Raw genomic sequence first — 14,333 nt, 5'->3', positions numbered from 1 at the left:
TAAGGGCTTGGGGCAAAGGGCGTGGGGCATGGAGGGCACTACCAATCCCGCGTCCTTTGCAAAAAAATTAGTTAAGCGTATGAATCAGCTCAGCACTTATCCAGAAAATATCTCCATCGCGGCTAAAGAACAAGTATTTGCCATCGCTGGAAACAAACGGGCAGAACTCGTATTTATCCGTATTGATGGCTTTGCCCATGTTTTTGGCCTTCTGCCACTGGCCTTGCTCGTCTTTGAAACTGATGTACAAGTCGCCCTGGCCCATACCGTCAGGCCGTTCTGCGCAGAAGATAACGTATTGCTCGTCGGGCGAAACGAAGACATCCGCTTCGTAATACTCCGAATTCACCGAGTCGCCTAACTTCTGCGACGGTTGAAACTGACCGCCCGAAAACTTCGCAAAGCGGATATTATAGTTTTTGTTGGCAGGCGACTCGCCTTCGCCGTTGGATGAGAAGTACATCGTGCCATCGGTTGTGAACGACATGTAGTATTCGTTCTTGTCGGTGTTGATGGCGGGTCCTGAGCTGATCGGTTCAGACCAGCCGTTGTCCTTCCGCTCTACGTACCAGATGTCAAAATCCTTCTTGTCGCCTTGTCCGTCCAGGGCTCGGTCCGAGATGAAAAACAGCCGCTTACCGTCGGGCGACAGAAACGGGTCATTGTACTCGTACTTGTCGCTGGCCAGCACGACTTCCGGATCAGTCCACCTAGTATCTTCCAGGCGCGAAACCCAAATCTGGGGCTTTCCATTGATGATGACGGCGTAGTAAAACTCCTTGCCATCGTTGGAAAAGTAGGAGCCATATTCGTAGCGACCCTCCTTGGAAACGACTCCCGGCGCAAATAACTTGGCCTCCCTGCCGGGTGACTCCTGACCCATATAAGGTCCGGTTTGTTGCCTGCAGGTCATGGTCGAAATAGCAACGAAGAGTAGGCAAATGGGCGGGGTGATCTTCATGAATAAGGGTTTTAGGGCATGGAGATAAGGGCAAGGGGCGTAAGGTAGTCAACCCCATTCCCCCGGCCCCTTGCCCAACGCTACTCAGTACGCAAACTCTTCACAGGATTCATCAGAGCGGTTTTCACGGTATGGAAACTAACGGCTAATGCCGCTGTCAGCAGACCCGCGACACCGGATAGGGCGAAGATGTCCCAGCCAATGTCGACTTTGTAGGCGAAGTCCTGTAACCACTTCGACATCAGCCACCAGGCGGCCGGTACACCCAGTACAAAAGCCAGCGCTGCGAGCCGGAATGTCTCGCGGTTGAGCAGCATGAACAACTGCGAGACGGTGGCGCCCAATACCTTGCGAATACCAATCTCTTTGGTGCGGTTGGCCGCGTTCAAACCTGACAAACCGAACAGGCCCAGGCAAGCTACCAGAATAGCGAACAACGTAGCCGATGCCATGATGTTCATCCAGCGGCTGTATGACTCGTACTGTTTGGCAATGTCCTGATCCATAAACGTATAGTTGAAGGGCTGGCCGTCCGAGACACGCTTCCAGTCACTTCCCAAACGGGCGACGGTTTCTGGTGTGGCTCCCGCACGGAGTTTGAGCAGAAACTGCCCGGCGCTTTTTGGATCGACGCGTAACATCATTGGCTCAATCTTCGATTCGAGCGTTGAGAAGTGGTAGTCTTTCACAACGCCGATAACGACTGCGTCGCCCAGGGCTTTGATTGGGCGATTAAGGGCAAACTGTTTACCAATTCGTTTGGCCAATGTTTCATTGATGATGATTGCCTTTCGGCCACCTTCGACGGTGTCGCTGGGGAACCTGGTAGAGAAATTGCGCCCCTGAGTCAGTTTGAGATTGAGCAAGGACAGGTAATCGTAATCAACCCCGAACGTGTATACCCACGTATCCTCGTCGTTGATCGTATAAAAATACATGTTCGTGCCACGACCCAGTGAACTGGACGTGCCGCTCACGGCTACCAGGTCAGGATTGGTCAGCTTGAGATTGGTCAGTCGCTCACGCAATAGCTGCACCTTCTCAGGGCTTTTTTCGTAGTTGTTGACCACCAGTACGTGTTCTTTGTCAAAGCCGAGGTCTTTCTGTGCCACAAACCGCATCTGCCGATTCATCACCAGGGCGGCCGTCATCAGAAACAGGCAAATGCCATACTGCACAACGACCAGTGACCGCGACAGAACAGGATTTACCCGATACGTCTGATTGCCCCGCAGTAATTTGATGGGTCGGTAGCCAGACAGTACGAGAGCCGGATAACCGCCGGCCAGTAAGCCAATGATGACGACCAGCGCAGCACTGCCCCCAACAAGCCACCAATCCGACCAGTCAAGCTGCAGGTCGCGGCCGGTGAACTGGTTAAAGGTCGGCAGAAAAGCGGCTGTTAGTACGTAGGTTAAACCGAAGGCACCGAGCGTCAGGAGCTGCGTTTCAGTCCACAACTGGAGCCAGACCTGACCTTTGCCGGCACCAACCACCTTCCGAACGCCAACTTCCTGCGTGCGTGTGGCGGCATTGGCCAACGTCAGCGATACGTAATTGACGCAGGCTACAAACAGCATCAGAACGGCAATGCTCACTAAAATAGAGGCATACAGCGGATTGGTGACTTCGGGGAAGTATACGGCGCTGTCGAAATGCAAATCGGCCAGAGCTTTGGCTTTTAGCTCCAAACCCGGTTTGTCTTTCGGCAACCGGTTGTTTTTCTTCCAGTCGCTGATCATGCCTTTGAAGTAGTTGTTGGCAAAGACGTTCAGCTTTCGGCGAAAAGCTACCGGATCAACGCCGGCTTTCACCTCAACCATTGTGGTTGTGCAGAAGCAGTTATCCACTGTGTTGGCGTATTCGTTGTACGCCGGATTACGCTCGATGCGCACCAGCATATCGGGTTTCAGACTGGAGTTCGACGGAATTTCATCCATGACGCCCCGCACCGTAAACGGCTGCATCCCATCAATGTCCAGCTTGATCGCTCTACCGACCGGATTGCTGGTGCCAAAATATTTCTCGGCCAGTTTCTTCGACAGCACTACGTCGTTTGGCTCGCGGAGCGCCGATGGGCGGTCGCCGTGTACGAGCGCAAACGAGAACATATCCAGAAAGGCCTGGTCGACGAAATACAGTTTTTCGCTGGCCATCTGCTCACCAACGCGCATCAGCGCCTGACTTTCGGTGAAGCGTACGGCGTTCTGGACGTCTGGTAACTGTTGTTTGATGGCTGGGGCAATGGGGTAGGGCAAACGTACCAGCCGCTTGTTATCCTTCGGACTGAGTGAGCTGAGGAACCCCGTTGACCAGTTCATGGACGCATTGACATTGTCGATGTAGTCAAGGCGGTAGATGCGGTCCGCTTTGGCGTGGAAACGGTCGAAACTGTACTCGTGCCGGATGTACAGGTAGATCAGCAGACAGAACGCCATCGCAATGGCCAGACCTGCCAGATTGATGGTCGTGTAGACGCGGCTCTTCCACAGGGTACGGAGCGCGATTTTAACGTAGTTCCGGAGCATGGTTGGTGTTAGTTTTGGTAAGCCTGATACGTTTTGTTGGCGATTTCTTTATCGGCAGTCAACAATAAGCGCCCCGATACCTGGTTGCCCTTACCGCTCATCAATAGGTCACCTTCCTGTTCGGTCAGTAGGTACAACTGTGTGCCGTTAGCCACCTGATATTCGTAAACTTCGGCTGGCTGATACGTCCGCGCCCGTACCGTTTCCTTGCCACCCAGCAAGGTTCTGACGATGATTCGCTGGGTTGTATTTCGATTGTTGGCTAACCGGATGGTAATGGTTTGCGGCTCGGAGGCAGAAGCCGCAACGGGCGACTTATCGACCAGCAACGAAAAGTTAGCGTTCAGATCCTTACCGGCCCGGCCAACGTCCCAGCCCTGCAACGGTGGTTCGGCAGTAGCCGCGTTCGTGCCGAAATAGTTGTTTTGCTTGTCATCCTCAATCATCCACACGCTGGCCTTGCCGTCGCGTCGGCAGAAGATTGTGTAAGTCGTTTGGCCAACCGTTTTGGTGTAACGGGGGCGGTCGTTGAGTGTGCCCGCTAACTGGTAATCACCATCTAAATCAGGCAGGCCTGTACCGGTCAGTTTGACGGTTTGTGCGTTGATTAAATTCGATGTGAGCAGAAGTATGAGAATAGGGAGAAGTCTCATAGTGGTTTGGAATTTAGGTTTGTGGTATAGGTCTGCTACTTCATTGCCTGCAACGATTTCGGCGGAGACTGCCACAGTACGTTGACAATCATCCAGCGACCGTTGTCCTTCATCAGGTGAATGTAGTCAATGCCCCAGACGGCCGTCACTTTGGCCGTTGCGGTTTTGTCGGCGACTTCGAATACGTCTACAACTCTGGGCGAATCAGCGTTGGCTCGTTTGCCGTCTTTGTTCCAGGTGCTGGCCAGCCGGATCAGGGCCGGGAAAGGCATTTCCAGTTGCTTTGAATAGGAACTCGTTTTCTCGCTGTAGGAGAAGCCACGCTTTTGCAGACTGGGATGAATGCTCTGGTAGGCCAGCGTTGTATCGGCTTTGTAGAACGTATCGATGTAGTTGAAACACGCCTGTTTGACGCCCGCTACGTCGTCGGTCGGAGTGGTTTGGGCCAATGCGCTGACTGTCGAAACGGTCAGCAGAACGGATGCGATTGCTTTCTTCATGAGTATTGAGTTTGGGGGTTGGACGCTGGGTCTATGGTCTGACGGTACGTCTGACCGCCACTACCTGGCACCAGCGGTTTTAAACGGTTAATTTTCACAGGTTTGGGCTAAGGGCGCTGGGCTGGGGGAGGGTTTGTTACCCCACGCCCTTAGCCCCTGGCCCTACGCTATTCGGTACGTAATGAGTTCACGGGGTTTGTTATGGCTGCTTTGATGCTTTGAACGCTGATCGTTAAGACAGCGACCGCAACCGCCGTAACGCCCGCCAGCACAAACATCCACCAGTCAATGGCAATCTTGTAGGCAAAGTTTTGCAGCCACTGATGCATGGCGTACCAGGCAAGGGGCGTCGCCAGTACGATGGCGATGAAAACCAGCTTCATAAAGTCTTTGGATAACAGGGTTACAATGCTGGTAACCGATGCCCCCAGCACTTTCCGCACACCGATCTCTTTAGTGCGCTGCTCAGCGGTGAACGTAGCCAGACCAAACAAACCCAGGTAGGCAATGAAAATGGCTATGCCGGAGAAGCCCAGAAATAAGCCGCCCTTTCGCTCGTCGGAGCGGTACTGTTCGGCAAAGATCTGGTCCAGGAAAGCGTATTCGAACGGCTGACCGGGATTCACCGCTTCGTACGTTTCTCTTACGTAATCCAATGCCGCCGGTACGTTCCGGGGCGCTACCCGAATCAGTAAGTTATCGCCCCGATCCGGGTGGAGAACCAGTACCAACGGTTCGATCTGGTTGTGTAGCGAGCGCAGGTGGAAATCGCTGATAACGCCGGCAATCGGTATTTTTCGGGTATCGAGCTCGATCAGACCAGCGGTACGGTTTTTCCAGCCTAATCGCCTGAGCATCGCTTCGTTAACGAGTACGGCACCCGCCGAATCACTGGCAAAGTCAGGCGAAAAGTTACGCCCCGCTTTCAACTTGATTTGTAAGACATCCAGGAAGTCGTGATCAACCGAGAAGTACTCGGTACTAACTGGATGCTCCCGGCCGCCTGCGTAAAAGCTGAACGTTGTTTTGTTGTTCATTTCACCGCCTACCGAGCCGTTCGTCAGACTTACCCCGTTGATGATCGGGTTTTGCAGAAGCTTGGTTTTCAGCACCCTGGCGGCTTGCTGAACGGAAGGCGATTTGAGCGGAACGGTAAGCACCTGTTCCTGATTGAAGCCTAATTGCGTATGCCGCATATACTGCAGCTGCTGATACACGATGATCGTACCAACCATCATGATTATCGAGATCGTAAACTGCAGGACCACCAATGATTGTCGGAGCAAAGCACCTTTTTTGCCGGCTGTGAACGCGCCCTTAAGGATGACAATCGGTTTCAGACGGGATAGGATAAGGGCGGGATATAAGCCGCTGATCAGGCCAACCAACAACGTAAACGCGATCAACACCATGGCTGTCTGCGTATCCGTTACGTCGATGGTCAGCGTCTTAGCCGAAACGTCGTTGAAGAACGGCAACAGGGCATACAGGAGGAGTAAACTCACCGAAAGGGCTACGACCGATAACAAGGTCGATTCGGCCAGGAATTGTTTTACTAGCTGAAAACGTAACGAACCGATGGCTTTCCGAATGCCGATTTCCTTGGCTCGTCCTGCCGAACGGGCTGTGGCGAGGTTGACGTAATTGACAATGGCGATCAGAAGAATAAACAAGCCTATGGCCGAGAACGTGTAGACGTAGGCCATATTGCCGCCGTTCTCTTCACCCATCAGGTGCGTTGAGCGCAGGTGCATGTCTACCAGCGGCTGGAAAGTAATAGTAAACGTAACCTCCTTTCCGTTATCATCCCCGATGGCCTGGGCTATGTATTTTTGGTAGAAGGCAGCCATTTTTCCTTCCAGCTTCCCGCGGTCGCTGGCCTTATTCAACAGGAGGTAAACCATCGAGTTGAAGCTATCCCATTTACTCAGATTGACCCCGCTGATTTTCTGATTGGAATACGGTAAAATGGCCTCAAATTTCAGATGATGATTGGCAGGAACATGGCTAATGACGCCAGCTACTGTAAGCGGCTGATCGTCTCCCACCGTAACGATGCGGCCCACTACGCCATCGGTTTTCCCGAACAGGTTCAGGGCTAACTGTTGCGTTAATATGATGCTGTTTGGACTGGCAAGCGCTGTATGCGGACTGCCGGAGACGAAGTCATAATCAAAGAAGGTAAACAGTGTCGAGTCGGCGTAGATAACGTCTTTCGCATACAGCGCTTTATCACCTACCCGGAACAGCGTTTCGCTGCCGGTCTTCACTCGCAGTACGTGCCTAACCTCAGGATAGTCCTGTTGTAAGGCAGGTCCCATGGGGGCAGACGCGATGCCGAGCTTGTATTCATTGTCCGACCATTTGATGTGCAGATTGACGCGAACTATTCGCTCCGCGTTTGCATGATACCGGTCGAAACTTAACTCGTCTCCGACATAAAGTCCCAGCAGAATGGCACAGGTCATGCCACTGGCCAATCCCAGCAGGGTCAGTATGCTGTAAGTTCTGTTGCGAATCAGGTTCCGCCAGGCGATTTTCAGGTAGTTGAGCAGCATAGGATTTTAAGGGAGGAAAGGAGGAAGGGGAGGAAAGGGAGGAAAGGGAGGAGGAGAGGAATTATATACGCTCATCCCTTTTCTCCCTTTCCTCCTTCCTCCCTTTCCTCCTTTTTTCATTCCGTTCTAAGTGATTTCACCGGGTTCATCAGGGCGGCTTTCACACTCTGGTAACTGACCGTCAGCAGGGCAATACTTACGGTCAGAACGCCCGCCAGAGCAACGTACCACCACTGGGCCTCGGCCCGATACGCGAAATAACTCAGTAGCGTATTCCCCAGCCACCAGGCTATCGGCGAGCCGATCAGGAAGGCCAGCAAGACCAGCTTCAGAAAATCTCTGGAGAGCAACGCTGTGATGTTCAGAACGCTGGCCCCAAGAACCTTACGGACGCCGATTTCCTTGGTCCGTCGCTTCGTTACGAGCGAGATGAGTCCGAAGATTCCGGCGCAGGCCGTCAGGATGGCGATCATGGCCACGAAGCCAATCATGCGCCAGATGTTGTCGATGGGGCGGTAGGCCTTATCAACTTCATCGCTCAGGTAAAAGTAGCTAAGGGCACGCCGGGCCGGAATTTTTTTGAACTGCGCTTCCAGCTTCTGTACCAACGCTGACGCTTTGGACTCGTCGGTGAGCCGAACGCTGAGGTAACTGTTAAGCGTTTGCGGCCCACCGGCCCAGTGGAGCAGCGGCTCAATGTGCTCTTTGAGGCTCTGGTAGTGAAAATCTTTGGTGACACCAATGACGGTATAGCTTTTGTCGTCGTTTAGCTGACGTAGTTTTTTACCGACCGCCGTGGTCCACCCAAGCGCCTTCATGGCCGTTTCGTTGATCACTACGGCATTGATAACTGAATCGGCGGTGGGAATGTCGGAAAACGATCGCCCTTCAACCAGCGGGATCCCGTACGTTTCAAAATAGTTGATCGCTCCCGTTACATGCCGGAATTTGACTTGTCTGGCTTCGTTGCCTTCCGGAAAATATGAATTATAGTTGCTCCAATATTGCACCGGCGTCACCTCCGACGAGGTGAACGCGGCTACGGAAGCATCCCGGCGCAGACCGTCCAGAATGTCTCGACCCTGCGAAATAGCCGTTTGTTCGTCTTTATACGCCAGATCGGTTCGGAACACGAGGACATTCTGTTTGTTGAAACCCAGGTCCGCCTGTTTCATGTACTGAATCTGCTGACGCATGCCGATGGTGCCAATGATAAAGATGATGGACAGGGCAAACTGCACGATAATAAGGGCATTCTGACGGAGCTGCCCCCGGTGCGGATCGGCCGAGATTTTGCCCTTGACAGCCTCCGTCGTTTTGAGGCCAAGCAAATATAGCGCGGGATAGGTACCCGCCACCCCCGCAACCAGGAGGGCAACGCCGAGAATTGTCAGTATGGTTGGGTAATCATTGGCCCAGGTGATGTCCAGCTGCATGTTCCCGTCGCGGAGTTGGTTGAAGCCGGGAATGAGGTAATGGATCGCAAAAAGGACCGATAACACAACCGAGACCATAACGACCAGGCCCGATTCGACCCAGAACTGCCCTACTACGAGTTTGCGCGTGGCTCCTACGACCTGTCGCATCGCTATCTCTTTGGCCCTTGGCAAAGCAGAAGCCATGTTGAGGTTTATGAGATTGATGCTGATGATGAGCAGCAGAAACAGCGCAATAACAATAGCGCCGTAAATCAGCCCGGAGAACGTAGGGTTCTCATCGTGAATGTATTCGCGGTAAGCGCCCAGCAGAACCGTACGGTCTTTGGCTTCGGGAGAAAAATGGGCGTTTACCAGCTGCGGAAATTTAGCTTCCAGCCGGGCTTTGTCGGCACCGGGCCTGAGCAGTACAAACACCGAAGCAAAGCTGTTATACCAGTCGGCATTCTCCTTAAAACCCGGACTGTCCAGGAGGATAGCCGTTGGCAGGATTACGTCAAACTGCTGGGACGAATTAGCCGGAATTTTGTCCAGTACGCCCGTGACGGTACATTGAGACGTATCGTTGATCGTAACAATCTTCCCAACGGGGTTTGTGTCGCCGAACAGATTCAGCGCAATTTTCTCACTCAGGATAATCGACTGCTTGTCGCGCAGAGCGGTGCTGCGGTCGCCATACTTAAACGCGAAGCTAAAAATCCTGAAGAATGCCGGGTCGACGTAGGCCGTTCGCTCCTGTACGTTTTTAGTGCCGTAGTGAATCCAGGGGTTGCTCCAGGTCTGTATGTGTGTGCCGGCCTCGATTTCCGGATAGTTCCTGAGCAGCTGATCCAGAATGGGATAGACCGTCTGGTTGTAGGTTTGCTCGTTGGTTTGCGTCTTAACGTAGTAGATGCGGTCAATCTGGGTATGGAAGCGATCCCAGGTCAGGCACTTCTGCGCGAACAGAATCAACACGACAACGCACGCCAGACCCACCGAAAGGCCCATGCAATTAATGATGGTGAACAGGCGGTTCTTCCACAGATTTCGAATGGCGATTTTCAGGTAATTTTTCAGCATAGGATTTGAGGGAGGAAAGGGAGGAAAGGGAGGAGAGGAGGAAGGAGGAAGGAGGAGAGGAATTATGTAAGCTCATCCCTATTCTCCCTTTCCTCCTTCCTCCCTTTCCTCCTTTTTTCATTCCGTTCTAAGTGATTTTACCGGGTTCATCAGGGCGGCCTTCAGGCTTTGGAAGCCGACGGTCAGCAGGGCGATCGCAACGGCCTGAATGCCCGCCAGGGCAAACATCCACCATTCGAGGTCGATCTTATAAGCAAATTCATTTAACCATTGATGCATAGCGTACCAGGCAAGGGGTGAGGCAATGAGGATTGCAATCAGCACCAGTTTCAAAAAGTCTTCAGAAAGCAGCGCAACAATGCTGGTGACGGACGCACCCAGCACCTTCCGCACCCCAATTTCCTTGGTGCGTTGCTCAGCCGTGAAGGCGGCTAACCCAAACAGACCCAGGCTGGCAATGAAGATCGCAAGGACGGTAAAGGCAAGCAGCACCTGGCTCTGTTTCTCTTCCGTTTTGTATTGCTGGGCAAAGTTTTCGTCCAGGAAATGAAAGGTCGGCGTACTGGCCTGATCAAACTTTCGATACACCTGACTGATGGCAGCGAGGGCTTCTTTGGTTTTCTCGGGCCGGATGCGGACGTAGAGATTATCCTTTTCGGATGGCGCGGGCATTTGGAGCACCAGCGGCTCAATCTTGTGCTGAAGCGAGTAGATATGAAAATCGTTGACTACGCCCACCACCCGGGCTTCTTCAACCTGATCTTTACCCAGAAAGTACCGGACTCGTTTGCCGATGGGTTGCTGCCAGCCCATTTTTTTCACCAGCGCTTCATTCACCAATACCGCCCCTAAGGCATCACTGGGAAACGATTCGGAGAAGTTACGGCCCTTCAGGAGCTTAATTTCCAGGGTGCTTAAATAATCTGGATCGACGGAGAACTTCTGAACAATTTGCGTGGCCGTAGGCATGGTGCCGTTTTGTTCGAAAAACATGCCGTTGGTGCCGATGTTGTTGCCCCCAATTGGGTTGCTGGCGGCCGCTACCTGTTCAATAAATGGGCTTTTGCGGAGTTCTTCTTTCAACGCCCGTACCTGCTGGCGCGATGCCTCATTCTCCAGGTGAAAGGTCAACACCTGCGTTTTGTTGAAACCCAGTTCTTTCGTAAGCATGAAGTTCAGCTGCCGGAAAATGACACCGGAGCCCGCAATCAGACCAATGGCTATGATGAACTGGAACACAACCAGCGACTGGCGTAACCGGACTTTTCCGGTCAGGCTGCCAACCTGGCCCTTCAGGGCAATAACGGGCCGGAAGCCAGACAGGAACAGGGCCGGGTAAAGACCGCTGCCAAATCCAAGCAGTACCGTGAATACCAACACGATGACTACTGGGGTGAACAGACCGTACTGCGCAACGGAAAGCGACCGATCGGCCAGTTGGTTAAACCAGGGCAACGCCGTTTCCATCAGGATAACGCCGATTATACTTGCCAGAAAAGCCATCAGGATTGACTCCGTTAAAAACTGCCCCACAAGCTGATCCCGACGCGAACCGATGGCTTTGCGAACGCCAACCTCGCGGGTCCGGGTAATGGCCCGGGCGGTGTACAGATTTACGTAGTTAATACCCGCGATAAATAGGACCAGAGCGGCTATAATGACAAACACAGAAATCGTTTTGGCATTACCATTTGGACTGATTTCGTAGTCAAGGTGGGAGTGGAGGTGGATAGACGGCAGCGGCTGAAGCTCCATCCGGTAGGTGAGTTCGCCTACTTCCTTTTTAAGATGCTTGGGATAGAACCCGGCGAGTTTCGCTTCCAGTGCCTTATGGTCGGTGCCTTTTGTCAGCAACAGGTACGTGTAGAGTTCAAAGTTCTGCCAGTCGCTTGTATAGTCGGCCGGGAACGAGCGTATGGCGCTGAAGCGTAAGTGCGAATTGTTCGGTACGTCGTCGATAACCCCCGTTACGGTATTGATGAAGTTGTTGCTGAACGCGATCGGCTTACCAACGGCCTTTGCCGCATCGCCGAACAGATTCTCGGCTAACCGCTTCGTCAGGACGATACTCTGCGGCTGTTCCAGGGCGGTGGCGGGATTGCCATACAGGAACGGAAACGAAAATATGTCGAACAGGGTCTTGTCGGCAAAATAGATGTCGTTCGCTTCAAGGGTTTTATCCCGGTACGTAATCATGCCACCACCCTCGGGGTGAATCCGGACGGTTTTTTCAATATCGGGATAATCGGTCTGGAGGGCTTTCGCGTAGGGCGCCGACGTTGGGGCGATCTGCAGATTTCCAGTGGGCCAGCTTGCATAATGCACAACGCGAACGATTCGGTCGGCGTTGGCATGAAACCGGTCGTAGCTCAGCTCATGAGCAATATAAAGCGTCATCAGGCCAACAGCCGCAATGCCAATGCCCATGCCGACTAAATTCAGCGCACTGAAGACCCGGTTTTTCCAAAGACTTCGAACGGCAATTTTGAGGTAATTCAGCAGCATGGTCGTTTAGCGTTAAGAAAGGTTGAACAAGGTGTACCACTATCTACCCAAATGGCGTACCACAAAAGACAATTGGTTGATAGTTAAATATTTACGGTTATTCTACAAATGAAAATGTCCGCAAACGGACGCCTTTACGTTCAGTTGCGGACAGAAAGAAGGGGAGTAATCGGCTAGTCTGCAGGCGCCTGCTCTACCACGAATCGATACCCTACACCGTGCACCGAAGTGATACGTACCGTTGGGTCATGCTGGAGTAGCTTACGCAGCCGGGACACGAACACGTCGGCGCTCCGGCCAACGATGATGCCTTCGTCTTCCCAGACAGACTTGAGAATGAAGTCGCGTTCGAGCACCTGGTTTTGATGGTCTGCAAAAAGACGGAGTAGTTTGGCTTCCCGGTACGTTAACGTGTGGTGGCTACCGGCTACATCCAGCGATAGATCGGCGGGGTTGAACACCGTTTGCCCAAACCGGATTTGGTCGCGGGGGGCTTGGGGCTGGGGGCCAGGGGGCGAAGGGTGTAGGGCGGGAGAGGCAGGGTCCAGCTTTTCGGGTTTAGTAACCCGGTACCAGACAAAACCACCCAGCCCGGCGAGTACAAAACCCAGCATCCCGGCCCACCAGAGGCTGATTGGCCGGGATGCGGTTTCGGCAGCTGCGAACGTGACCTGAAGTGTGTAGCAGCCGCGCTTCTGGTCCCGCCCACCGCAGGGGACTTCGTGATGGTCGGTATAATCCAGGAAGTTATAGCCCAGCTGGAGTTCGCCGTTCGTGCAGTCCAGCACGGCAACATCGTAGTTGGTGCCGATCTGATGAAGGGCCAGCGACTGCTGGAGAATAGCCGGCAGGTGACCATACTCAAACGGTCGTTCGAGCCGGATGGTGAACGTAGTGGCACTCATTTGCTCTACCGGTGGAATCCGGGAGGTAGAGTCGCCCTGTTCGACCAGGAGGTGGTGGGCCGTCCGACGCAGGGCGAGGTTGACTTTCCGCGCAAACGAACGGTTGTCGGTTTGGTCTACCGCGGGCGCTAGTCCCGTAAACTGCGTGAACAGCAATCCTGCCAGCAAAAGTCCGATAATGGCCGCAGCTTTTCCCATGTTTCCCCAAAGGCTTTTAACAAAGATACAAAAGCCTTACTATCAGCAGCCATCCGTTGCGTTCTTTGGCCGGTAGAGCCAGTTGAAGATGGGCATGGTGATGTAGTTGACCACCCGAAATGTGCGCTTGCTTTTGGCTTCGCTTTGATGAACGGGTTCAATAATCAGGTTATCGCCGTGCCTGGCTACTGCCAGTACGTTCGCAATTTCCACCTCCGTAACCGCCCGGTTCGGGTTTGACTCCGTGCTATTAATGACGGTGCCGCCCCGCTTCAGGTAGATTCTGAACGGAAGCTGCGTTGCATCGGGGCTGATCGTTATAAGGGCCAGCTTCCCCCGGCTGCCGATGGTGAACGTACTGTACTCCATCGGTTTGCCATTCAGCAGAATCAGACTGTGGTCGGCGTCGGCAGCGCCACTGCGGGCGAACGTACCCAGACAGCCGAGGACCAGTGCTCCCAGCACAATCCCCGGGTAGTGAATAGATCGACGGTTCATTGGACCAGGATTTCGTTGTGAGGGAGTGCATACTGATTATCGATCGTCAGCAGGACGATGTGATCGCCTTTCCGGCATTTAGCCAGCACGTTCTGAACGCTAACCTGCTTGTACTCGTCCCTCGAAAACATCACCAGCGTTTTTGTATCCTTATCGCGAATAGCCACCTTAAACGCAATCTTGTCAAGGGCTTTGGTGGAGGTCGGTGATAAGTCGACGGTCTGGACGCTAAGTTCGCCGGTGGTCGTTGAGGGCAATACGCTTTTGCCGGTTGTGGTGTACTGGTCCACTACCATCTTGTTCCCGACGAACGCAGCCGTGCAGTGCTGGAAGGCGTTCTGCCCGAAACTAACGGTCGATACCGCGCTGAGCGCAACTGCAAACGTGAGCCAATGTGCTTTTTTCATGTCTAAGTCCGATTAAAATAAAGACCAGACAAATGTATCGGCTCCTTGTGGGGACCTTGAAAAACACGGGTAAAAGATTGTAAAGGAAATGTAAAAGTTTGGTGGGGTGGGGCGTGGGGCAG

At 53.2% G+C, this 14,333-nt stretch carries 10 protein-coding genes; all 10 read right to left on the bottom strand.

From position 1 onward, the window contains the following. Nucleotides 1-67: 67 nt before the first annotated feature. The 10 genes from DYU11_RS32225 to DYU11_RS32180 all read right to left on the bottom strand — a co-directional run bounded on the left by DYU11_RS32225 (nt 68) and on the right by DYU11_RS32180 (nt 14,211). Nucleotides 68-961 carry a PD40 domain-containing protein gene (locus DYU11_RS32225; RefSeq protein ID WP_119671874.1) on the bottom strand — a complete coding sequence of 298 codons (894 nt, stop codon included), beginning with the start codon at nt 959-961 and terminating at the stop codon, nt 68-70. Between the two features lie 80 nt (nt 962-1,041). Continuing rightward, nucleotides 1,042-3,489: an ABC transporter permease gene (locus DYU11_RS32220; RefSeq protein WP_119671873.1), complete on the bottom strand. Its 2,448-nt coding sequence runs from the start codon at nt 3,487-3,489 to the stop codon at nt 1,042-1,044. 8 nt (nt 3,490-3,497) lie between these two features. Then, entirely contained in the window at nt 3,498-4,142 is a 645-nt protein-coding gene (locus tag DYU11_RS32215) for a hypothetical protein (protein WP_119671872.1), read from the bottom strand. A 35-nt stretch (nt 4,143-4,177) separates the two neighbouring features. Next, nucleotides 4,178-4,642 carry a nuclear transport factor 2 family protein gene (locus DYU11_RS32210; RefSeq protein ID WP_119671871.1) on the bottom strand — a complete coding sequence of 155 codons (465 nt, stop codon included), beginning with the start codon at nt 4,640-4,642 and terminating at the stop codon, nt 4,178-4,180. 167 nt (nt 4,643-4,809) lie between these two features. Continuing rightward, nucleotides 4,810-7,200: an ABC transporter permease gene (locus tag DYU11_RS32205; protein WP_119671870.1), complete on the bottom strand. Its 2,391-nt coding sequence runs from the start codon at nt 7,198-7,200 to the stop codon at nt 4,810-4,812. A gap of 116 nt (nt 7,201-7,316) precedes the next feature. After that, nucleotides 7,317-9,698, bottom strand: coding sequence for an ABC transporter permease (locus DYU11_RS32200; protein ID WP_119671869.1), 2,382 nt, complete (start codon nt 9,696-9,698; stop codon nt 7,317-7,319). A gap of 117 nt (nt 9,699-9,815) precedes the next feature. Beyond that, complete coding sequence (locus DYU11_RS32195) at nt 9,816-12,203, bottom strand: ABC transporter permease (RefSeq protein WP_119671868.1); 2,388 nt, start codon at nt 12,201-12,203, stop codon at nt 9,816-9,818. Between the two features lie 173 nt (nt 12,204-12,376). Beyond that, a complete protein-coding gene (locus DYU11_RS32190; RefSeq protein WP_119671867.1) occupies nt 12,377-13,306 on the bottom strand; it encodes a winged helix-turn-helix domain-containing protein in 930 nt (309 codons plus the stop codon). A 42-nt stretch (nt 13,307-13,348) separates the two neighbouring features. Then, on the bottom strand, nt 13,349-13,804 hold the full coding sequence (locus DYU11_RS32185) for a hypothetical protein (protein ID WP_119671866.1): 456 nt from the start codon (nt 13,802-13,804) through the stop codon (nt 13,349-13,351). Next, nucleotides 13,801-14,211 carry a hypothetical protein gene (locus DYU11_RS32180; RefSeq protein ID WP_119671865.1) on the bottom strand — a complete coding sequence of 137 codons (411 nt, stop codon included), beginning with the start codon at nt 14,209-14,211 and terminating at the stop codon, nt 13,801-13,803. The genes DYU11_RS32185 and DYU11_RS32180 overlap by 4 nt, the downstream gene beginning before the upstream one ends. Between the last annotated feature and the right edge of the window lie 122 nt (nt 14,212-14,333).

Source organism: Fibrisoma montanum (assembly GCF_003583365.1).
Lineage (GTDB): Bacteria > Bacteroidota > Bacteroidia > Cytophagales > Spirosomataceae > Fibrisoma > Fibrisoma montanum.
The sequence above is the reverse complement of the archived record's forward strand: the minus strand, read 5'-3'. Positions and strand labels throughout refer to the sequence as shown.

Bases quoted from the DNA above. Each gene is read 5' to 3' on its own strand.
- DYU11_RS32225 (WP_119671874.1), bottom strand. From the start codon at position 961: ATGAAGATCACCCCGCCCATTTGCCTACTCTTCGTTGCTATTTCGACC.
- DYU11_RS32220 (WP_119671873.1), bottom strand. From the start codon at position 3,489: ATGCTCCGGAACTACGTTAAAATCGCGCTCCGTACCCTGTGGAAGAGC.
- DYU11_RS32215 (WP_119671872.1), bottom strand. From the start codon at position 4,142: ATGAGACTTCTCCCTATTCTCATACTTCTGCTCACATCGAATTTAATC.
- DYU11_RS32210 (WP_119671871.1), bottom strand. From the start codon at position 4,642: ATGAAGAAAGCAATCGCATCCGTTCTGCTGACCGTTTCGACAGTCAGC.
- DYU11_RS32205 (WP_119671870.1), bottom strand. From the start codon at position 7,200: ATGCTGCTCAACTACCTGAAAATCGCCTGGCGGAACCTGATTCGCAAC.
- DYU11_RS32200 (WP_119671869.1), bottom strand. From the start codon at position 9,698: ATGCTGAAAAATTACCTGAAAATCGCCATTCGAAATCTGTGGAAGAAC.
- DYU11_RS32195 (WP_119671868.1), bottom strand. From the start codon at position 12,203: ATGCTGCTGAATTACCTCAAAATTGCCGTTCGAAGTCTTTGGAAAAAC.
- DYU11_RS32190 (WP_119671867.1), bottom strand. From the start codon at position 13,306: ATGGGAAAAGCTGCGGCCATTATCGGACTTTTGCTGGCAGGATTGCTG.
- DYU11_RS32185 (WP_119671866.1), bottom strand. From the start codon at position 13,804: ATGAACCGTCGATCTATTCACTACCCGGGGATTGTGCTGGGAGCACTG.
- DYU11_RS32180 (WP_119671865.1), bottom strand. From the start codon at position 14,211: ATGAAAAAAGCACATTGGCTCACGTTTGCAGTTGCGCTCAGCGCGGTA.